Annotated in this window: 18 protein-coding genes and 1 riboswitch; of the genes, 1 reads left to right on the top strand and 17 read right to left on the bottom strand. The window is 43.4% G+C overall.

Features of this window, described 5'->3' with window-relative positions; translation table 11 throughout:
- Positions 1 to 10: 10 nt before the first annotated feature.
- The 7 genes from DESDI_RS04930 to DESDI_RS04900 form a co-directional block, all read right to left on the bottom strand.
- Entirely contained in the window at positions 11 to 1,114 is a 1,104-nt protein-coding gene (locus DESDI_RS04930; RefSeq protein ID WP_015261535.1) for a cobalt-precorrin 5A hydrolase, read from the bottom strand.
- The gene (cobM, locus tag DESDI_RS04925) at positions 1,111 to 1,905 is read right to left on the bottom strand and encodes a precorrin-4 C(11)-methyltransferase (protein WP_015261534.1); all 795 of its coding nucleotides are present in this window, start codon (positions 1,903 to 1,905) and stop codon (positions 1,111 to 1,113) included. The genes DESDI_RS04930 and cobM overlap by 4 nt, the downstream gene beginning before the upstream one ends.
- The gene (gene cobI / locus DESDI_RS04920) at positions 1,889 to 2,635 is read right to left on the bottom strand and encodes a precorrin-2 C(20)-methyltransferase (RefSeq protein WP_015261533.1); all 747 of its coding nucleotides are present in this window, start codon (positions 2,633 to 2,635) and stop codon (positions 1,889 to 1,891) included. Before cobI ends, cobM begins: the two co-directional genes overlap by 17 nt.
- A gap of 36 nt (positions 2,636 to 2,671) precedes the next feature.
- Positions 2,672 to 3,904 (bottom strand): bifunctional cobalt-precorrin-7 (C(5))-methyltransferase/cobalt-precorrin-6B (C(15))-methyltransferase, encoded by a 1,233-nt coding sequence (locus tag DESDI_RS04915; RefSeq protein ID WP_015261532.1) that lies wholly within the window; start codon positions 3,902 to 3,904, stop codon positions 2,672 to 2,674.
- A 75-nt stretch (positions 3,905 to 3,979) separates the two neighbouring features.
- Positions 3,980 to 4,156, bottom strand: a riboswitch (cobalamin riboswitch).
- A 35-nt stretch (positions 4,157 to 4,191) separates the two neighbouring features.
- On the bottom strand, positions 4,192 to 5,337 hold the full coding sequence (cbiD, locus tag DESDI_RS04910) for a cobalt-precorrin-5B (C(1))-methyltransferase CbiD (RefSeq protein ID WP_015261039.1): 1,146 nt from the start codon (positions 5,335 to 5,337) through the stop codon (positions 4,192 to 4,194).
- A 44-nt stretch (positions 5,338 to 5,381) separates the two neighbouring features.
- The gene (locus DESDI_RS04905) at positions 5,382 to 5,837 is read right to left on the bottom strand and encodes a MarR family winged helix-turn-helix transcriptional regulator (RefSeq protein WP_015261040.1); all 456 of its coding nucleotides are present in this window, start codon (positions 5,835 to 5,837) and stop codon (positions 5,382 to 5,384) included.
- Between the two features lie 256 nt (positions 5,838 to 6,093).
- Positions 6,094 to 7,356, bottom strand: coding sequence for an IS1380-like element ISEcp1 family transposase (locus tag DESDI_RS04900; RefSeq protein ID WP_000608644.1), 1,263 nt, complete (start codon positions 7,354 to 7,356; stop codon positions 6,094 to 6,096).
- 301 nt (positions 7,357 to 7,657) lie between these two features.
- Here DESDI_RS04900 and cls point away from each other — a divergent pair, with 301 nt between their 5' ends.
- Positions 7,658 to 9,187, top strand: a complete 1,530-nt coding sequence (gene cls / locus DESDI_RS04895; protein WP_015261531.1) for a cardiolipin synthase — start codon at positions 7,658 to 7,660, stop codon at positions 9,185 to 9,187.
- A 92-nt stretch (positions 9,188 to 9,279) separates the two neighbouring features.
- On the opposite strand, the gene DESDI_RS04890 is transcribed toward cls, so the two are convergent.
- The 10 genes from DESDI_RS04890 to DESDI_RS04845 form a co-directional block, all read right to left on the bottom strand.
- Positions 9,280 to 10,692 (bottom strand): 4Fe-4S binding protein, encoded by a 1,413-nt coding sequence (locus tag DESDI_RS04890; protein ID WP_015261530.1) that lies wholly within the window; start codon positions 10,690 to 10,692, stop codon positions 9,280 to 9,282.
- 17 nt (positions 10,693 to 10,709) lie between these two features.
- Positions 10,710 to 12,986 carry a molybdopterin-dependent oxidoreductase gene (locus DESDI_RS04885; RefSeq protein ID WP_015261529.1) on the bottom strand — a complete coding sequence of 759 codons (2,277 nt, stop codon included), beginning with the start codon at positions 12,984 to 12,986 and terminating at the stop codon, positions 10,710 to 10,712.
- Between the two features lie 33 nt (positions 12,987 to 13,019).
- Positions 13,020 to 13,316, bottom strand: a complete 297-nt coding sequence (locus tag DESDI_RS04880) for a hypothetical protein (protein WP_041219274.1) — start codon at positions 13,314 to 13,316, stop codon at positions 13,020 to 13,022.
- A gap of 34 nt (positions 13,317 to 13,350) precedes the next feature.
- Positions 13,351 to 13,890, bottom strand: a complete 540-nt coding sequence (locus tag DESDI_RS04875; protein ID WP_015261527.1) for a 4Fe-4S dicluster domain-containing protein — start codon at positions 13,888 to 13,890, stop codon at positions 13,351 to 13,353.
- A gap of 24 nt (positions 13,891 to 13,914) precedes the next feature.
- Complete coding sequence (locus tag DESDI_RS04870) at positions 13,915 to 14,166, bottom strand: chaperone NapD (RefSeq protein WP_015261526.1); 252 nt, start codon at positions 14,164 to 14,166, stop codon at positions 13,915 to 13,917.
- 229 nt (positions 14,167 to 14,395) lie between these two features.
- The gene (locus DESDI_RS04865; RefSeq protein WP_015261525.1) at positions 14,396 to 15,100 is read right to left on the bottom strand and encodes a response regulator transcription factor; all 705 of its coding nucleotides are present in this window, start codon (positions 15,098 to 15,100) and stop codon (positions 14,396 to 14,398) included.
- The gene (locus DESDI_RS04860) at positions 15,097 to 16,785 is read right to left on the bottom strand and encodes an ATP-binding protein (protein WP_015261524.1); all 1,689 of its coding nucleotides are present in this window, start codon (positions 16,783 to 16,785) and stop codon (positions 15,097 to 15,099) included. The genes DESDI_RS04865 and DESDI_RS04860 overlap by 4 nt, the downstream gene beginning before the upstream one ends.
- Before the next feature lie 106 nt (positions 16,786 to 16,891).
- A complete protein-coding gene (locus DESDI_RS04855; protein ID WP_242825441.1) occupies positions 16,892 to 17,380 on the bottom strand; it encodes an iron reductase in 489 nt (162 codons plus the stop codon).
- 55 nt (positions 17,381 to 17,435) lie between these two features.
- Positions 17,436 to 18,251 (bottom strand): dimethyl sulfoxide reductase anchor subunit family protein, encoded by an 816-nt coding sequence (locus DESDI_RS04850; RefSeq protein ID WP_015261522.1) that lies wholly within the window; start codon positions 18,249 to 18,251, stop codon positions 17,436 to 17,438.
- A 193-nt stretch (positions 18,252 to 18,444) separates the two neighbouring features.
- Positions 18,445 to 19,284, bottom strand: coding sequence for a dimethyl sulfoxide reductase anchor subunit family protein (locus DESDI_RS04845; protein ID WP_015261521.1), 840 nt, complete (start codon positions 19,282 to 19,284; stop codon positions 18,445 to 18,447).
- Between the last annotated feature and the right edge of the window lies 1 nt (position 19,285).

Below are 19,285 nucleotides of genomic sequence, written 5' to 3'. Positions count from 1 at the left end.
GGGCCAATCCCTACGACAAAAATCTTTCCTTGCTGATGGCCACTGTGACCCCGTTCAGCTTCAGTTTGGGGAGAATCAATTCCCCCTCTTTCGTTCCCAGTAAACTCGCTGCTTCGCATACCCCATCCACTCCAATCATCTCTTTGACATAGTCTGAAGAACTTAGCCTAAACTTTTCATTCAACTCTTGAATCTGCTGGGCTGAAAATGTTCTAAAGGGCACTCCGAGGTGATGGGCTGTCTCAATCAGTCCAGCCTCCTCAGCTTTTAAGTCGATGCTATATAGACCAAGAATGCTCTGAGAAGAAATCCCCAGCTGCCGGAGACTTTGAGCAACGGCTTTGCTAATCTGGTCTAGACTTGCTCCCTTGCGACACCCGACACCGATACTATAAATCCTAGGAATTAGACTTACTGGATGGCTCTTGTCAGTGCACAGATCGATCGGATCCTTTTCCCACTGGCTATCTCGAGGGGTAATCCATAGATGGGCATGTGCCTTTTCTTCATCCTTTACAAAGCAGTAAGCGGCGTCTTGACGAAGCGGATGTTCCTCCTGTAGACAATCCGTCCATACCCGTAGACAACTTTCCTCTAGTAAGATTCGATTGATATATTTTAATCCTGCTAAAGGCTCTATTGCCCAGCCGAACTGCCGCGCATACTCATCAGGTGCGATTAATCCCTGTCCATCAGTGGCTGTCGTCACCACCGGTTGTGCATCAAGCCACTGGGCCACAGTTCTTGTCCAGGCATTTGCTCCCCCTAAATGGCCGGATAACAAAGAGATGACAAACTCCCCCTTTTCATCCAGCACCAAGACTGCCGGGTCCCGATCTTTCCCCTGTAGATAGGGAGCAATCTGCCGAACTACAATCCCTGTAGCCATAATGAAAATCAAAAGCGAGCCGCTCTGCCATATCCTCGGCACGACTTCTTTTAATAGCTCAAAGTAGTGAGGATGCACGGTCTGCGCTCCATCAGTATACTGACCTTTGAGTCGCTGGTTAAGCCATAACTCCGGCTTCAGTGGTTCCTCGTCGGACCATCTCTCCACAATATTGCGAGCTGTGCTGAGGCCTTGACCGGTGAGCGCCACGAGGGCTACTTTCATACCAAATTTCCTTGCCGATACTCATGGGTAAATTCAGGGTCATAGAGCTTTGAACGTGCTCCTTTATCTCTGAGAAAATCCCCCACTAAGATTTGGGCGTGCTTTCGAATCCCTGCCTCTTTGACTCGCTGTTCAATCGTTGCCAAGGTCCCCTCCAGAATCTGTTCATCAGGCCAACTGGCCCGATATACAACGGCGACCGGCGTATTCGGGGGATAACTTTGGCCAAGAGATTCTACCACTTCACCAATCTCCTGCACACTAAGAAAAATCGCCATACTGGCCCGATGCTGTGCCAATAAGGCAAGATCTTCTTTTTCTGGTACAGGAGTTCTTCCGGCTAAACGCGTAAGGATTAAAGTTTGACTGACTTCGGGTAAGGTGAACTCTCTCTTGACAGCTGCCGCGGCAGCGAACACAGAACTTACCCCTGGGATCACCCCATAAGTCATTGCCAAGGCGTCCAACTGTTGCATTTGCTCTTGAATTGCACCATAAACACTGGGATCACCAGTATGTAAGCGCACAACCTTTTCACCCTTGCGTACTCCTTCCGCCATAATAGTGATGGTTTCTTCCAAGGTCAAACTGGCGCTATCAAAAAGAGCAATCCCTTCTCGGCAGTGCTTTAGGATTTCCGGATTGACTAATGATCCCGCATAGATGACTCGGTCAGCTTCTTCAAGTGCCTTTTTGCCTTTCAAGGTAATCAAATCCGGATCTCCAGGGCCTGCTCCTACGAAAAGGACTTGACCCAAGTCAACTTTCACCTGATCAACCAAGATCTTCACTCCTATCCTTCTTGTATAGCACAAGACTTAAATAATCCACTTTCTCTATCACTTCTCCTGGACTAAGCAGACGGATCTCTTCTCCTGTTTGACTGACACGTGTTGCTAAAACAGCTTGCGCTCCTGTCTTCTGAATATGATTAAGTACATCCGGCAGATTTCGTGATACTTTCATCAATACGAGATTAGGGTATTGCTCATACTCTTCTAATCCCTCGATACCTGGTAAAACTATTAAAGGGTCGTCGCCAATGGCTAAGGGCCAGTTTACCCGAGCTGCTGCAGCTGACATCGCAGTGATGCCCGGAATAGTCTCGATCTGATCCGGTTCAAGCTGACTTTTAAGAATCGCCAGCAGGTAACTGTAGGTACTATATAAAGAAGGATCTCCTAAAGTAAGAAAAGCGACCGAATGCCCTAGATCAAGCTCAGCTTTAATTTTCACTGCTGCTTGATGCCAGGCCGCTTGAAGTATTTCTTTATCCGCGGTCATGGGCATCTCCAACTCCAAAATTCTCACCCCAGAAGGGCAGTGGGCTTGTGCTATTTCCCAGGCAACACTTTCCCGCTCCATCTTGGACTTGGGTATGGCTATGACCTGCATCCCTTGCAGGATTTCCACGGCCCGCAGAGTGATTAGGCTCGGATCCCCTGGGCCAACACCCACCCCATACAACTTAGCTTTCCTTGTACTCTGAGGAATTGTTCGTTCATTTTGTTCTTGCTGCATTATGGTTCTCCTCCGTTCTGAAAATTCAATTTCACTCTAGTTAGTTTTCTTCCGCCCTGAGATGATAAATACCGGATTTTGTGCTTGGGCAAGATGAATATCCTTTATCCCCATCCCCTTCCAACGCACTGCTTGAATGGATACCACATCAATATCTTGATAAGCCAAACTTTTCAGGGCTTCCATACCACTAGCCAAGGTCTCTATTGTTACAGCAGTCATTACTACCCTACCCCCCGGTACAAGGGGAGCTTGTTGCAATATCTGTTGAATTTGGCCGTGACTCCCGCCGATAATACACACGTCCATGGGGGGGATACCTTGCAAAGCGACCGGGGCTGCCCCTCGAATCAGCCGAAGATTTCTGATTTGAAATTTTTCTTGATTTAGGAGAATGAGTTCCTGTGCCTCTGGATTCTCCTCGACGGCGTAGACACACCCCCGCTGGGCCAGAAGAGCTGCTTCAATACCGATACTGCCTGTCCCCGCTCCCACATCGAGGATTCTCGTGGAAGCTGTAATCTCGGCCTTCGCCAAAACCTGAATCCGAATTTCACTCTTGGTCATAGGCACATTCCCTCGGATAAACTCCTCATCATTAATACCAAACCCTTTAGGACAGGCAAGAAGCGATGCATCCCCGGCGAGCTTAGTCTCTTCAGGGTAGAGAAGCATCACTGCATTCGTAAAATCCCCTGCTGAGTCCATCAGTTCTTGGGCATCTGTATTTAACCACCTCTCCTCAGGATAAGACAGTGCATTTCCCACAGAAATCCTCGGATTAAATCCATACCTCTGATAGTAACGAGCGACCGCTTGGGGAGTGTTCTCGCCACCGGTCAATATCCCTATGGTTTGCTTAAGATTCAGAGGCAATGAATTCAACGAACGTCCATGGACACTGAGCAGCTCCGCCTCCTGCCAAGGGATTCCAGCACGGGCAAAAGCGAATTGAATCGAGCTGATTCCAGGGAACACTTGAATCTCCTCATGGGGAAATTCTCTCTTTAACAAGGGAAGAAGGCTATAATAACCCGGATCTCCTGAGACCAACACTCCAGCCTGCTTTCCTTGCTCTATCGCTCTTTGTAGCTTTTCTAGGGTCTCTGATAAATTACCACTGATTTGGTATGTATCTCCCTTAAAATCAGGAAATAGCTTGAGCGCCCGAGAGCCACCCAGTAAAACACCGCATTGCTTTACACTGTCTCGGATTGCTGGGGCAACCCACTCTGGCGTTCCCGGACCCATTCCCACGATTCGGATCATCCCTTATCTTCCCTTCCGTATAAAAATAAAAAGAGCCTTGAGCGGCTCTTTTACAACACCCATCGCTCGTAGGTGTGAATATAACAATTCAAGGCAGGTCTCCTGGCTTCCAGTCATCACGCCCCTTCCCTTCCCGGAATTATCTAGTGGGTTATTGAGGGGCACTCATGGTTCACAGTGGCGGGACCGCGCCGGATTTTCACCGACTTCCCTTTTCATCCTCAAAGAGGAACCTTGAACTTTTATTTAATTCTGACTCTTTTCTCTATTCCTTATCCTTGAATTCTCTATTTTTCCCGTAAATCCTGCTTGGCTTCCGGCCAATACCAAAATTCCTTGATAATATCCTCAGCTCGAGCATCCCAAGCAATAATCTCACCATTAAGCAAGGTGAATGCTGTACCCACCAGCAAATCCCCACGAACATGCTCCCGAGCCCGCTCACTTGCCCGATTCGCTAAATGGAAGAGCAAATCGCCCCATCCCTGAGCCAGTACTTCTTCAGCAGCCCCTTCAACTGTAGGAAATTCAGCGAACTTTAGCAATGACTCTTGGGGAACCCCGGCCAGTGCCGCATGTGCCACAAGAATCTCCATGCGAGCATCGGCCACATGGGTATGGGTATGAAATATTCCACCAGCAACTTTAATAAGCTTTCCGATATGGCCCAAAAGTACCACCTTCTCAAACTTGCGATAAGCGGCTTCTTCCAATAAAAAACCCACAAAGTTGCTCATCTGCACAATAGCTTCCTCGGGCACCCTCAGTTGTCCGCTGGCTACCTTAAACCCATAGTTGCCTGGGGTCAAAATAATAGCTTTATGACCATAGCCCATCGCTTGATCCAACTCCGGAAGGATCGAATTCTTAAACGCTTCTTCTGACATCGGGCGAACAATCCCTGTGGTTCCTAAGATAGATATTCCCCCGATGATTCCTAAACGGGGATTGAGAGTCTTTTGGGCAATACTCTCTCCTTCAGGCGCTTCAATCACAACCTGGACTTCTTCCCGAGGAAAAACTTCACGTACAGCCGCTTCAATCATTTGGTGTGGCACAGGATTGATGGCAGGCTCTCCCTGAGGGACTTGAAGTCCCTTTTTGGTGACGACACCTATTCCCCGACCACCGCAGATATGGATTTTTCCTTGGTCGGAAAGGATTCGCACCTGGGCTTGTATTTCTAGACCATGGGTAACGTCCGGATCATCTCCTGCATCCTTTATTATTCCTACCCGCGCCCAATCATTCTCCTTTTCTCTATTGTGAATTGGTAGGGGAAGCTGTTCTCCTCGAGGCAGAGTAATCTCGATCTTCGGACCCGGGTCTATTCCTTGGAGCCATAGACACGCGGCTTTCGCTGCTCCGGCTGCACAGCTTCCTGTGGTATATCCCGTTTTCCAAGAATGCCTTTCCTTCTTCTCTTTTCTCATATCTGCCGTCCTAACTTTCTTGGTATTAGCCTAGTAACTTAAATTTACTTTTGGGAGTCAAATTCATACATTTCTTTAATAAACAACCGCACTTGACCCATGCATTCGGCAAAGCGCTGATATTCCTCTTCACCCTTGGTTTCCAGAAACGCACCACAGCGATGTTCGAGGGCTTTTTCTATCTGAAAAATGGTCTCTTCTCCATGCTTGGTAAGAGCTATTTTTACATAACGCTCATCTTCAGGATCTCGTACACGCCTTAAGAAGCCAGCTGATTCTAATTTCTTACACATTGATGACGCATTACCACTGGAAAGGCCGATGATACTTCCTAAAGTACCTACAGTGTGGGGGCCACCTTCCTTAACTTCAACCAAAATACGAGTTTGCATCAAAGTTAAATCGTATTTTTCAACGATCGGGCGGAAAGCATTGGCCATACTCTCACTAATCGTCCTTAAAAAATCCCAAATCTCATTCTCAAACACCATACTTCTCATCGATACTGCCTCCAAAGCCAAACAAATAACTTCTTTACGCCATATATGTCCTAAATTCCACGTGTGTTTTTTATTAGCTTCAAAAATCACTATTTCACGAAGAATTTAGACTGCTTCTCACACATTGTAACATTATTTACAACCACCTTTCAATCATTTTTGATAAATCATTGATTTCATCTTTGCTGCAATGATACTTAATAAACTCTGCAAGTTATCCACAGAGCAACACTCAATTTTATTGATGATATTCTTATTATACCAGACATTTTTCATACACTCCCTTGTACGGATAGTTTTCCGACAACTTCATGATTACATATCTTGCGGTTTTGATTATTTTTGCTGCAAGAAATACATACTTCAAACGAAAGGTCTTTATTTGCTGTCTGTATTCTGAAGAGTCCAAGGAATCAAACTTGAACAACAAAAATAGGTTATATGAAAGCATCATCATTTGAAACACGGCTTCATTCGCCCAAAATGACTTTAGCAAGAGATGACCCACCGCCATGTCGTATTTGGCTTCTTTGATATAGTTTTCAGCATTACCACGCTTTTCATAGTATATAACTACTTTTTCAGAAAGCAAGGTAGTATTTGTTACAAAGAAAAAGTAGTCGTATTCGGAACCTTCTAAAAGTGATAATTGTGCTCTTTCTTTTTCTGGTTTCAGTACGCGAGATACGACAAATCTTCTGTCTTTTTCCCATTTAACTAATTTTGTATACAGTTCTGTAGTTTCTCTACCTTCTTCTCCTTTAACGAATACAATTGATGAATTCGTTGCTTGTGAGGTGAGTGTAGAATAACTTTTGGCTTTAATTAAATATTTGCATCCAAGAGATTCTATCGTTTCGATAATTTTTTCATCAAAGTAGCCACTATCCATTCGAAATAAAATTTCTAAATCGTCTGATTTGATGTTAGCAACAATTTCTTTGATCATTTCCGCAGCACCGTTTGCAGTGTAAGTATTGCCACTTCTTACAAATCCGGTAACATATGCTTTTAATTCGTCGCAAAATGCAAATTGGATATTGTAGCATCGGTTTCCCAGTTTCTTAGGATTATATCCTTTTGACGCACCTTCTTGATGACCTTCTACGTTAATTACACTACTATCAATATCAATCGTAATGGATGTCAATTTACTTTTAGTGAGCAGTTTTTTAAAGACTTTAAAATTAATGTCTCTAAACATTTGGGTTGTCTTGAAGTTGAAGTTTCCTAGAAACCGTGACACTGTTTCAGGTTCTTTTACGGAAATATCAAACTCGTTGACGAGGGGATCATTTTGAAGTAGCTTTAGACGTTCTAACTTATCAATGCCAATGAAGTGACCGCAGAGCATGGTCTTTATATGATTCATCTTGATTTTATTTGTTGAGTCATTATCAAATACGAGGTCATTTTCAATAAAATCAAAAATCCCATTGCTTTTTGCATTCTCAAGGAGCAGAAAAAGACCTGCATTTGATGTTAGATTCTTAGCTTTGAAATCAATTTTATTAATCATAATTAGAACCCCTTTTTACTACTTTTCTTACTATTATTTTACCATATATCGAGTCATAAAAGCTGATAATTTAACATATTTTTGAGCACTTTTCTTTCACCCAATGGGTGAAAGCTGAATTTCGAAGGAACGCATATTTATCAAGGCTTTGATTATGCTTTTTGAAGTACTGACGTAGAATCTAGGTATGTTATAGTTTATACTTGATTTAGTCAATAGGCCTCAGCCGGGGTCTGACTAGGTTTTCATGCTAAACTATCTAATTCGTCATATACTAATGTAAAGAGGGAGGGAGATAAAAATGAAAAACTTACCCATGTTTTATCGAGTAGCATTTATCGCTTTACTTCTCCTTCTCCAGATCTTTGCCTTGGTTATGATCATTTGGAGATTTAGTAACTTCTTTATCTACTTTTACATATTCAGTTTTTTGTTGAGCATTATTGCTTTGCTTTATATAATGAACCTCAAGACCGATCCCGCTTATAAAATTGCCTGGGTTATCGCAATACTTCTATTCCCCATCTTTGGGGGGCTCTTCTACCTTATGTTTGGTCGCACAAAGCTAAGTAAGCGTAAAAGACGAAAGATGCAAATCGTTAACGATAAGATGATTCAACTTTTGGTTCAAAAGGAAGAAACCATCCAGAAGCTTACGTCCGAAGATTTACGGGCAGCCAATCTTGCACGCTATATCGAAAAGTACTCCTTTTGCCCTGTCTGTCAAAACACTCATTCTGAATATTTTCCAATTGGCGAGAAAATGTATGAACGACTTTTGATAGAATTAGAAACAGCTGAGAAGTTTATTTTCTTAGAATATTTTATAATTGGCGAAGGCCTGTTATGGGATTCCGTACTGGCTATCCTTGAGAAAAAAGTAAAGCAGGGAGTAGATGTACGGGTTCTTTACGATGATGTAGGTAGTCTCTTCAAGTTACCTTTTGGTTATGAAAAGGAACTGGAGGCAAAAGGGATAAAATGCCGCGTCTTTAATCGCCTTATCCCTGTTCTCTCTATTCATATGAACAATCGAGATCATCGTAAAATTGCCGTAATCGATGGAAAAACCGCCTTTACAGGCGGAATTAATCTTTCTGATGAATATATCAATGCCTTTGACCGATTTGGACATTGGAAGGATACTGCCATCCTTATCCAAGGGGAAGCTGTCTTAAATTTTACTGTCATGTTTTTATCCTTATGGGGATATGAGACTGAAACAAATGAGGATTATACTCAATATAAGTCCTATACTGAAGGAGCTACAGCAATCACTTCGGATGGATATGTACAACCCTTCGGGGATAGCCCCTTAGATGATGAACCGCTCGGAGAAACTGTCTATCTCAATCTCATCGCCCAAGCGGAACACTATATCTTTATCAATACCCCTTATCTCATCCTTAATAATAGCATGCTTTCCGCCCTCAGCTCCGCCGCCAAACGGAGCATCGATGTTCGTATCGTTACCCCCTATCGCGGAGATCGCTGGTTTGTTCACTCCATGACTCGTTCCAATTATCGGTTACTGATTGAAAGTGGTGTGAAAATCTATGAATATTCTCCCGGCTTCATCCATGCGAAATCCATTGTTGTTGATGATAGGCACGCTGTAGTCGGTACCATCAATATGGATTATCGAAGTCTTTACTTGCATTTTGAGTGCGGTGTTTATGTCTACAATACTCAGAGTGTTATAGATATTAAAGAAGATTATGTGACAACCCTAGAGCTATGCCAAAACATTACATTAGATGATTGTTACCGGGTTAAGTGGTATCGGCGATTAGGCCGCACAATTCTGCGCATTTTTGCTCCACTGATGTAGGGGCTTATCATACATGTCTTTTCAACATTAACGGGAGCATCTGTAAACTACACTTGTGTAGCTAGAGATGCTCCCGTTTTCTTATTGAAAATCTAATTCAGCTTTTTATCGGACTCGCTCCGATCTTTTCTTTTAATTTCGATAGCCGGGAACTCCATAACACAAACATATTCGCAAATTCCACAGCCAGTGCAAATCTCCGAATCGACCACTGGATATTGAAATCCTTCCATCTTAATTGCCTCATCGCTTAGGGGACAGTTGTTGTAGCAGGTGCGGCATACATCACCCTGATAAGCATAACATAGGTCTTTATCGACCTCGGCAACGCCAATTCTAACCTCCCTCATATCTAAAGGCACAAGAGCTCCGCTTGGGCATACCTCGGGACATTCCATACACAGTGAGCACGGTACTTCGCGAGGAATAAAATAGGGTGTGCCAAGGTTTAACCCTAGGTCGAGATGCGCACTTAGCAATGTCTTATCCGGGCATATTTCAATACATTTGCCACAGCGCAGACATTTTGCTAAAAACTCTTCTTTCCCCACCGCACCCGGTGGCCGAAAAAGCTCAGGGGTAGCAGCCGCAAGAACTTGGGAAGGCTTATAAGCTAAACCTGCCAAGGCAATCAATCCTGCACCTTGCAAAGCATCTCTGCGAGAGAATCCTTGTGAATTAGTAGCAGCAACCACATTTGACTCGATAGCGTTACTTTTCCCAATTTGATTGGCACCTGATTTCAAAGAGAATTGTAAGGCTCCTGTAGGACAAGCATCGATACAACATCCACAGCGAGTGCATAAGGCTGAAACTGAAAAATCACATCCTCCCGAAATCACCTTTTCCAAGCTATCGGCAGTGTAAGCACATGCCTTTGTACATTTATGACATAGGATACACTTGTCAAGATCACAACGGATCTTAATGGGGCTCCAGCGGGCGATTAGGGTATAGAATGCACCGATAGGGCAAACCATCCGACACCAACCTCTTCTAAAGCCCACCAGCTCCATAGCAATAATAATTAAAATGACTAAAGCTTCTAACCCTAATCCAAACAAAAGAGTTCTATAAACGATACCTATAGGTGATAGAGTTTGGAATACCGGAATACCTGCAGCAAAGCTAAGCATTAAAAAGAACGGCAAGGCCCAGTAGTATTGTTTTTGCTCATGTTTCGATTTCCCCTTTAGGGTATCAAGCAGCGCATCAACTTCTTCGATTAAGAATCCCACAGGACATGCCCAAGAGCAGAATACTTTGCCTAGGGCCAGATAAGCACCCACAATCAATAAGGCGCTGACTAAGAAACTAAGCGTCATTGTTTTTGAAGCTAACACTACTTCTAGGAAAGCCAAGGGATCGGTTAGGGTTACTCCCAAAATCCGACTTGAACTCAGTGACCCGATTACTTGGTTAACTGCCATAAGCGGTAAGAGAAAGATTAGGATCATCACTATTTGCACAGCGCGCCGACGCCGATTCCATGAATTCTTAAGCATTGCCCTAATTAACCGCTTTACACTTTTTCAATCTTTACTGCACAAATCTTAAATTCGGGTTCTTTGGAAGCTGCATCAACGGCATCTATCGTTACAGCATTGACCAAGGGATCTGGTTCGAACCAGAGGGCAAAGAGCAGACCGGGTCTTGGTTCTCCTGGTCTTCCTACTTTAACTGAAATTTCAACTTTCCCCCGACGAGAAACCAATCGTACCCTATCCCCCTCTTTGATGCCTAATTCTATGGCATCTTTGGGATTCAACTCCACATATTGCTTCGGTACAGCTTTCATAATCGAGGGACATTTACCCGTCATGGTCATAGTATGCCAGTGTTCAAGAATACGACCGGTAGTAAGATAATATGGGTATTCCTTATCGACTACCTCGGCAGGCCCCAAATAGGGTCTGGCAAAAATTACTGCTTTATGATTCTTTGCAGAATAAAAATCAATTCCTTCCTTCACATACGGATCGTCGGGAGCCACATAACGACGAATAGCACCTTTATTGCCCTGATGATCCTTAACCGGCCACTGGATACCATGAGCCTCTCTTAATTCCGGATAGGTGGCAAGTTCCATATGGGTTCCAGTTGTGCACTTAAGATACTCATTCCAAACATCCTCAGGGGTTTTGAAGGGGAAAAGATCACCATGACCTAAACGATGAGCCAAATCAAGAAGGATATCTAAGTCAGGCTTAGCCTCACCGAGTGGTTCGATGGCTTTGGCCAAGTGTTGGGTGCGGCGATCGGTATTGCCATACACCCCTTCCTTTTCACACCAGAAGGCTGCCGGAAGAACTACATCAGCATACTTGGTGGTAGCGGTCGGATGGAAGGCTTCGGCAACGACCATAAATACCTTTTCAAATCCTTCTTGGTAAGCATTGACATTGGGTAAGGAATGGGCCGGATTAGTACACATCACATATAAACACTTAATCCTTCCATCCCCACAGGCTTTAAATAACTCCATGGTGTGAAGACCGACTTTAGGGCTAATCCGATCGGCGGGCACGCCCCAAAGCTCTGCCATTTCTTTTCTGTGCTTCTCATTAGCAATTACACGATGCCCGGGTAGCAAATGAGACAAGGCTCCGGTTTCTCGGACACTTCCACAGGCACTGGGCTGACCGGTCAAAGAAAAAGGAGTTGAGCCCGGTTTGCAAATCTTGCCGGTAATCAGGTGAAGGTTATGAATGAGATTATTAGCCCAAACGCCGGCGACACGTTGATTAATTCCCATGGTCCACATGGACATTGTATTCTTGCCCTTTTCACCAAACAAGCGTGCAACCTCTCTAATTTGGTCAGCTGGAAGACCTGTTACTTTTTCAGCCTTTTCTGGAGTGAACTCTTTCAGAAAATCCTTATAGGCTTCAAAGGTTATGGCCTCTTTGCCATTAGAAAAGCTAGTGTGCTTGGCGATAAATTCTTCATCAGCCATTCCTTCTTCGATGATAACATTGGCCATGGCGTGGAGTAGAGCCATATCTGTCCCCGGAACAAACTGCATAGAAATATCAGCAATTTCGTGGGAACGATGCCGTCTCGGATCGGCGATGATGATCTTAGTATTGGGGACTTTCTTCTTTTTATCTGTCAACCTTCCAAACAGAACCGGGTGGGCCTCCGCAATATTCGAGCCAATAATAAAGAACACATCCGCATGTTCAAAATCGTCTAGACAACCCATGGGCTCATCGGCCCCAAAGGTAGTTGTATATCCACCTACCGCACTAGCCATGCAAAGTCGTGGGTTTCCATCCACGTTATTGGTACCGATTGCCCCTTTGAAAAGTTTATTGGCAACATATCCTTCTTCCGCCAGCTGCTGCCCGGAACCGTAAAAACCTACAGAATCCGGACCGTTCATTTCGATAGATTCTTTAAATTTCGCGGTAATAAGTTCCATAGCCTCGTCCCAAGTACTTGGCTCTAACTTACCATTCTTACGAATCAAAGGTTTTGTAACCCGTTCATTATGAGTAATAACTTGAGGTAAAAAATACCCTTTTGCACAAAGCAGTCCTTTATTTCCCTCGTTATCGGGATCACCTTTAACAACGGTTACTTTCCCATCCTTCACACCGATAAGTATTCCGCAACCGGTCCCACAGTATCTACAGACAGATTTAACCCATTTATCGACTTCATTTTGTTTGGGTGTACTAGGATTTACATTGCTAGGGTCAACTTGAACAGTCTTTGTTTGGCTAGTACAACCCGTTGCCATCATGGCTGCAGAAATTGCACAGGTTTTAAGAAAGTTTCTCCTACTGAATTCCATGTTCCTACCTCCTTTAAAAAATAGCTTACCTGACTATACGTGACACTGACGGCAGACAGTAAGCTCCGGATGAGGTGTCTTTGGCGCACCGCCAACACCCTCGTTATGACACATAGCGCAATCTTCTCTTCCCTCAATAGCATGGGGAATTTGCACAGGAAAACCTTCTACCGTTGTACTTTCTACTACTGCAGCCCCGGCCTCTTGGCCCCCAACGGGAGCCGATGTATTCGCAGGTTGACTTTCGCAACCGGCTAACATAACTACACTAAGCATTAAAACAAGAAGCGCTAAGAGCAGGACTTTTGACGACTTTTTCGAACTACCCATCATTTTCTCTCCTTATCATTTTTTCTTTCTTCGGTTAACATGAGATAACAGTGATTGCAGAACCTTCTGCAATACATGCCTTGATACATTGACCGCACCCAATGCAGTATTCCGTCCGAATTGTAGGATAGCGAAAATCTCTTAATTCTATGGCCTTTATCCCCAGCGGACAAGCATAAAGGCAAGAGCTGCAAAGCTGGTCATGATAGGCTAAACAGATATCTTGGTGTATTTTTGCCACTCCTATAGAATAAGATTTTTGGGGCCCTCGGTTCTCAAGAACTCCACTAGGGCAAGCTTCAATACACTTCAGACAAAATGTACAAGGCTGTTGATCAGGAACAAGATAAGGTGTTCCAACTAGTATCCCTTGGTCAGGACCGGCAATGTGAATGGCCCCTTCTTCACAAACTGAGCTACACTTTCCGCAGCGTTGACATCCAGCCAGAAAAGCAATTTCCTCCATGGCCCCAGGAGGTCTGATAAGCTGCTTCTTTATCGTTGTATCCTTCATTGTCATCACTAAGTTCCCGACTTTATTAAAAACGGTCCCAAAAAACTCCCTTCGGCCCATGGGTTCATCTTCAACTTGCAGAATTCACACCCCCTTTGCAAGGAAGTCTGCATCCATATGAATGTAGACAGGATAAACTCCCACAACCCCCGGCAATGATTGGATTCCGGTTTCGATAATTTGAACGGAAGCGTTGGCCGACTCGCTTTCAATAACAAGAATGATGTCTCCATTTATAACAGCCTCCACCGAAACCCCTTCAATCTTTTTCAATTGAACGAGAAGCGCGTTCTCCGTGCCGTCCATACATTTTACTAACACGCTGGAAATCACCATAAACTAAACTCCTCACTTATCACTTCATTTTTTACGATGCGATTAATTATTCGATGAGAACCTTTGCACAAGCCCAGTTAACCATAGTCCACCCCCTTTTAACTCTGCCATTAAAACAAAAGAAAAGAAGTACTTGCTATTTTAAATTATAGCAAGTATTTCTTTTCAGGTTGTTAGTCAGTTGTTCACAAATTCTTAACAATATATTAACAAATCGTTAACCACTGGCCTATTCACAATATTTATAGCCTATTCCCCAAACGGTTTGGATATATTGGGGCTTTGATGGATCGCATTCTATCTTTTCACGAAGCTTGCGAATAAATACGGTAATCGTACTTGTATCACTGGCATATTCATCCTCCCACAAATGAGCGAAGAGCTGTTCACGGGTAAATACATGGGCAGGGTGTTCAGCCATAAAGCTGAGTAACTCAAACTCCTTGGGCGTTAAATAAATTGGTTTGCCACGGACAAATACCTCATGGCTTTCACATTTGATTACTAAATCGCCATGACAAATTTCCTTATTTAGTCTTACATTAGGAGGTACCTGTTCTTTGTCAAAGGTTCTACGCAAAAGAGCCTTGATGCGCAATCCCAATTCTACGGGACTAAAAGGCTTCACGAGATAATCATCGGCCCCAAGGTTAAACCCCACACTTTTATCGATAATCTCACCTTTGGCGGAAAGCATGAGAATCGGTACCCGACTCGTCTCTCTGATGGTTTTGCACACCTCATAACCATCAATCAAAGGAAGCATCACATCGAGAATGATTAAATCAGGATTTTCTGATTGAAAACATTCCAAAGCTACTTCCCCATTATCCGCATAAATCAACTCGCAAGCATCCCTCCTTAGGACTTGCTCGACGACTTTATAAATACTCTCTTCGTCATCGACCAATAGAATCTTATAGGCGCACTTCATTCCTTTTCCTCCTTGTGTAGCTTCTCAGTGGGTAACTTTTCAGGGTCTTTGGGTAAATAAACCACAAAAGCACTCCCTTTACTCAGTTCGCTCTCAACCCATATATTTCCTTTATGAAGCATCACCAATTCCTGAGCTAAAGCCAAACCTAGTCCTGTTCCACCATATTTTCGAGAATTAGAACTATCCATTTGGGTAAACCGCTCAAAAATTGCCTCCTGGTCTTCTTTGGGAATACCTATCCCCGTATCGACCACGCGTATGGAAATCCAGTCCTGCTTAGGGGCGTTATCTACATTAATCTCTACGCTGCCTCCTGAAGGTGTGAATTTAATAGCATTCCCCACCAAATTTTCAATCGCCCGCCGAAGTTTCTCCGGATCGGCACGAAGCAAAGAAACTTCAGGTGACAAATTGATCTTCCAGTTGATTCCCTTTTCTTTCGCCAGAGGCGCAATCACACTATCTATCGCCCCCAGAACATCGGCCATATCCACATATTCTAACATCAATTCCTGACGGCCAGCTTCAATCTTTGCTAGATCGAGGATATTATTAATTAATTTCAGGAGATTTTCGCTGTTCTTTTTTATATACTTCAGATTCTGCCGTTCCTGATCCCAATCCGGGGGGATATCCTGCAGCAGTAGATCCGTAAAAGCCATGATGGAGGTTAAAGGAGTCCTTAGCTCATGACTCATGATCGCCAGAATTTCCGATTTATATGTATTGATTTCGCTTAATTTCACATTGGCGGCTTCAAGCTCTTCCTGCTTGATTCTTAAGACATCATTCGCCAATCCTAGTTGCAAGGTCCGTTTCTCTACCTTGCTTTCAAGATTTTGATACATATCCTTCAGTTGATTAGTCATATCCTGGATATGCTCTGCCAGCCCCTTTATTTCGCCCCTAGCCTTAATCTGACTTAAATCAATATCAAATTTACCCTTTCCCACTTGAGCGGTAGCCATCTTTACTTCTCCTAAAGATCGCAGAACAAGGCGGGTGACTAGTAAATACATGGAAACCAGTATGACAGCTATCAATAAAAGCGAAAAAGCTAATTGTCGATAGATATCCGTTTTGATACCCTGCAAGAATAGCTCCATGGGCATAACCAGACTGATGGCGCCACCCAGATCCCCCACTTGATAACCTTCTTTAGGGTGGCCACTGACATCGATTACGCCTCTGGGCTCGCCATGACAAGTAAGGCATTCACTCTTAATCTGGAGAGGGACCATATACCGAAAAACCCGTTTCCCCTCCACGACATCTTCTCCCCAGATCTCTGTAAGTTGAGGTTGCTGGCTAAACGTTTGAATCCCTTGATACTCAAAAACATCCGGGGTATTACGGCTGTCTCGGTAGTCGATTCGAGTCTGCTTGATGGAATAATTGGTGAGTTCGCCAAAAATGTCACCAATCTCCATGCCCACAGCAGCAGGATTAAAATGCTTAAACTCAAAATTTCCCTCAGAATCATAATTGATTCGATCCTGATTTTTTGCTATGACTTCTCGGGTAGCAATCAGTTGTTTCGTAATTACTTGTGCTTTTTCGTGCATCTCCAAGATCGCTTGATCTCTTTGGGTATGATAATCCCAGGCAAAGTTAATAAGCATGATGAACACAACAACAAAAGTAGTGAACATCATAAAGCGATATGTCAGACTATCTCTCATCCCATCAGCTCACTTATCATCTAATACAATCTATATTTCTAAAGTAACATAACCGATACAAGTAATTATAGACAATTATCCCACAGAAAGGAAGACAATGCTTTCCTTACTGGAAATTGATATGAATGATAATCAGTACAGCCAACACAATGGTCATCATTAAATGATTGAAATAAACGGATTTAACTTCTTTACTTTTAGCCATAATGTTTTTGTCCAGACCAGATGTAATTACTAAGCTCATGGGAATTAAGGCTACGGCCCCTGTCACATAATAATTGGGGGATATATTATTCTCTGGCCAGAAGGCTAAGGACAAGAAATACAAGCTATGGTAGATGACGAGTACAAAAGTAATCCATCCAAAACTCATATGCAGGAATTCAAAGATCTTTTTGCCCTTTTTGCTCAATTCCTGGTCTTGGACAAACTCTAAGAATAGAACCTTTAGAACTGCTAGCATAAGAATCCCAGCAATAAAGAAACAGGCAATTCCACCAGCTTGTTTGACAGAGCTTCTGGTCACTGCTGTGATTAATAGGAAAACTACCGATAAAAATAAAGCAAAGAGTATCTTTTGGTATGTTTTTGTCAAGCGGTTAAGGGATAGCACGCAATCACCTCATTAAAGTTAAATCCTATACCATTTCTTAGCTCATGATAGATGCTGCACTACTGTAAAATAAGTAGCGTCCAAGAATCTGTGCGCTAAAGAGTAAGACTAAGCTTAGATAAAACACGGGGCGTAAACCTTTACCTGGATTTTTGTGTCCTTGAAAGCCATAGACCAGAAAAGTAATTCCCCCTATAAAAAGAAAGGTGCAGTAAAGTACAGGAAAGAAGGAATATACCTCCGAGCTAACGATGAAAAACACCCCCTGGACAAGGAGTACTCCCATGGTAAAAAGCGAGAGTCTCCAAAGCAAGGTACGTACTCCTTGATGAGCTGTGAAATCTTTGATTGTGTCCATGAACATTGTGCAGGCTAGGGAGCCTAGGATAATCATTGTGGCAAAGAAACTAATGTAGGTATTAGGAGAGGCCCAGGCGGAAATTGGCGTTGTATAGTAAATACTCGACATACTAAACACTGCGATTAACCCAAAAAAAGAAGTAACCCATCCCAATGTCATACTTGAAGCCCCTCGCCGATAAACCAAAATAGAGATTACCCAGAAAAATAAAAACAACCCACTAAAGACAATTTCCCGGCTTAACCAAGACGTCAGTAAATTGGCTACTGATGCATAGGCCTGCATTGGAGAACCAAGGTGAAATATCGAGATCACTAAGGCAATACACATGAGAGGGCCAACCACCAAGAGGGAACGCCAAGTAAGTTGAGCTATAATATTTGGCTCTGCCCTTTTTGTAAACGTCCTGAGCCCAATGGCGACTACCCAGATTCCTACCGCACATTGAGTTAAAATGCTGAAGATTATTAAAGCCCATTCTCCGTTAGCCATTCGTATTCCTCCTCTTGTTGATGATTATTACTGTCTAATATATCTCGTTGTTTAAGATGATTCTAACAGACAAAGATTTAGAAAACTGTGATATATTTGTGTTTTGTGAAATTATAAAAAGAATCCTACTTTCCAAGATTAAAGAAAGCAGGATTATGAAAGATATTGCACTAGTAGGGTAACTAGAGATTACTTAAGTCAGTCCAATTGTTGAAGCAACCATTCCTGCGTAAAACACATATCTTCCAATGAATTGTCCGCATATCAGGGCCCCGAGTGAAGCGTAGATTAAAATTGAAGATTGTCCCTCCGTCTTTATGGATTTCTGAAGGGTTGGCCAAAGTAGAACCACCGCTCCTCCTAAAACAAGAATCCATTTAAGACTAATCATAACGCTCATTCCACTGAGAATTTCCGCGCTGGCTTGAGCAGCAGAACCCCCAAGACCTAAGGCTATGGCGTAGGGAATAGCTACTGCAGCCTGGAGAATAACGGCAGCTAACACGGCAAATCCGTAAACTTTCTTATCGACACCCTGCAGCTCTTTCAGGCTTAACACTAAGAATAAGAGTGCACCTACCGCTATAGTTGTAGCATAAAAATCCACGAAGGTATTGATTCCCTGCCAGACAGGTACTGAAGATGTCGTATAAAGTTTGCCCATGGAGAACACGGCAATCAGACCAACGCCGCTACCAATCCACCGTAACCCTGCACTCAAAGCTAAAGCATCCGATTTATACCATTGAACCAATGCATAAAGGACGGCAATACCCATAAATAAGCCACTAAATAGAACTTCTCGGCTTAGCCATGAACTACCCAAGTTCAATAGAGAATTCAAGGCGTGGAGAGGTTGACCCAGATGGGCCAAAGAAGCCAGAACCCCAACGATGCTTAATCCAGCAGCAGTTGCAGCTGCACCTTTAAAAGCTTTTCCTTTATATAGCTGATGACTTAGGGTCATAAAAAACATCATCCCAATAGCCGCTTGCATACAAAACGAAAACACCAATAATGCCATATCTCCCATG

The sequence above is a fragment of the Desulfitobacterium dichloroeliminans LMG P-21439 genome, assembly GCF_000243135.2.
Lineage (GTDB): Bacteria > Bacillota > Desulfitobacteriia > Desulfitobacteriales > Desulfitobacteriaceae > Desulfitobacterium > Desulfitobacterium dichloroeliminans.
Note: the sequence above shows the minus strand (reverse complement) of the source record. Positions and strands in the feature narration are given on the sequence as shown.

What these genes read in the sequence shown, in the direction of transcription:
- DESDI_RS04930 (WP_015261535.1), bottom strand. Translation starts at nt 1,114, where the DNA reads ATGAAAGTAGCCCTCGTGGCGCTCACCGGTCAAGGCCTCAGCACAGCT.
- cobI (WP_015261533.1), bottom strand. Translation starts at nt 2,635, where the DNA reads ATGCAGCAAGAACAAAATGAACGAACAATTCCTCAGAGTACAAGGAAA.
- DESDI_RS04915 (WP_015261532.1), bottom strand. Translation starts at nt 3,904, where the DNA reads ATGATCCGAATCGTGGGAATGGGTCCGGGAACGCCAGAGTGGGTTGCC.
- cbiD (WP_015261039.1), bottom strand. Translation starts at nt 5,337, where the DNA reads ATGAGAAAAGAGAAGAAGGAAAGGCATTCTTGGAAAACGGGATATACC.
- DESDI_RS04905 (WP_015261040.1), bottom strand. Translation starts at nt 5,837, where the DNA reads ATGAGAAGTATGGTGTTTGAGAATGAGATTTGGGATTTTTTAAGGACG.
- DESDI_RS04900 (WP_000608644.1), bottom strand. Translation starts at nt 7,356, where the DNA reads ATGATTAATAAAATTGATTTCAAAGCTAAGAATCTAACATCAAATGCA.
- cls (WP_015261531.1), top strand. Translation starts at nt 7,658, where the DNA reads ATGAAAAACTTACCCATGTTTTATCGAGTAGCATTTATCGCTTTACTT.
- DESDI_RS04890 (WP_015261530.1), bottom strand. Translation starts at nt 10,692, where the DNA reads ATGCTTAAGAATTCATGGAATCGGCGTCGGCGCGCTGTGCAAATAGTG.
- DESDI_RS04885 (WP_015261529.1), bottom strand. Translation starts at nt 12,986, where the DNA reads ATGGAATTCAGTAGGAGAAACTTTCTTAAAACCTGTGCAATTTCTGCA.
- DESDI_RS04880 (WP_041219274.1), bottom strand. Translation starts at nt 13,316, where the DNA reads ATGGGTAGTTCGAAAAAGTCGTCAAAAGTCCTGCTCTTAGCGCTTCTT.
- DESDI_RS04875 (WP_015261527.1), bottom strand. Translation starts at nt 13,890, where the DNA reads ATGGGCCGAAGGGAGTTTTTTGGGACCGTTTTTAATAAAGTCGGGAAC.
- DESDI_RS04870 (WP_015261526.1), bottom strand. Translation starts at nt 14,166, where the DNA reads ATGGTGATTTCCAGCGTGTTAGTAAAATGTATGGACGGCACGGAGAAC.
- DESDI_RS04865 (WP_015261525.1), bottom strand. Translation starts at nt 15,100, where the DNA reads ATGAAGTGCGCCTATAAGATTCTATTGGTCGATGACGAAGAGAGTATT.
- DESDI_RS04860 (WP_015261524.1), bottom strand. Translation starts at nt 16,785, where the DNA reads ATGAGAGATAGTCTGACATATCGCTTTATGATGTTCACTACTTTTGTT.
- DESDI_RS04850 (WP_015261522.1), bottom strand. Translation starts at nt 18,251, where the DNA reads ATGGCTAACGGAGAATGGGCTTTAATAATCTTCAGCATTTTAACTCAA.
- DESDI_RS04845 (WP_015261521.1), bottom strand. Translation starts at nt 19,284, where the DNA reads ATGGGAGATATGGCATTATTGGTGTTTTCGTTTTGTATGCAAGCGGCT.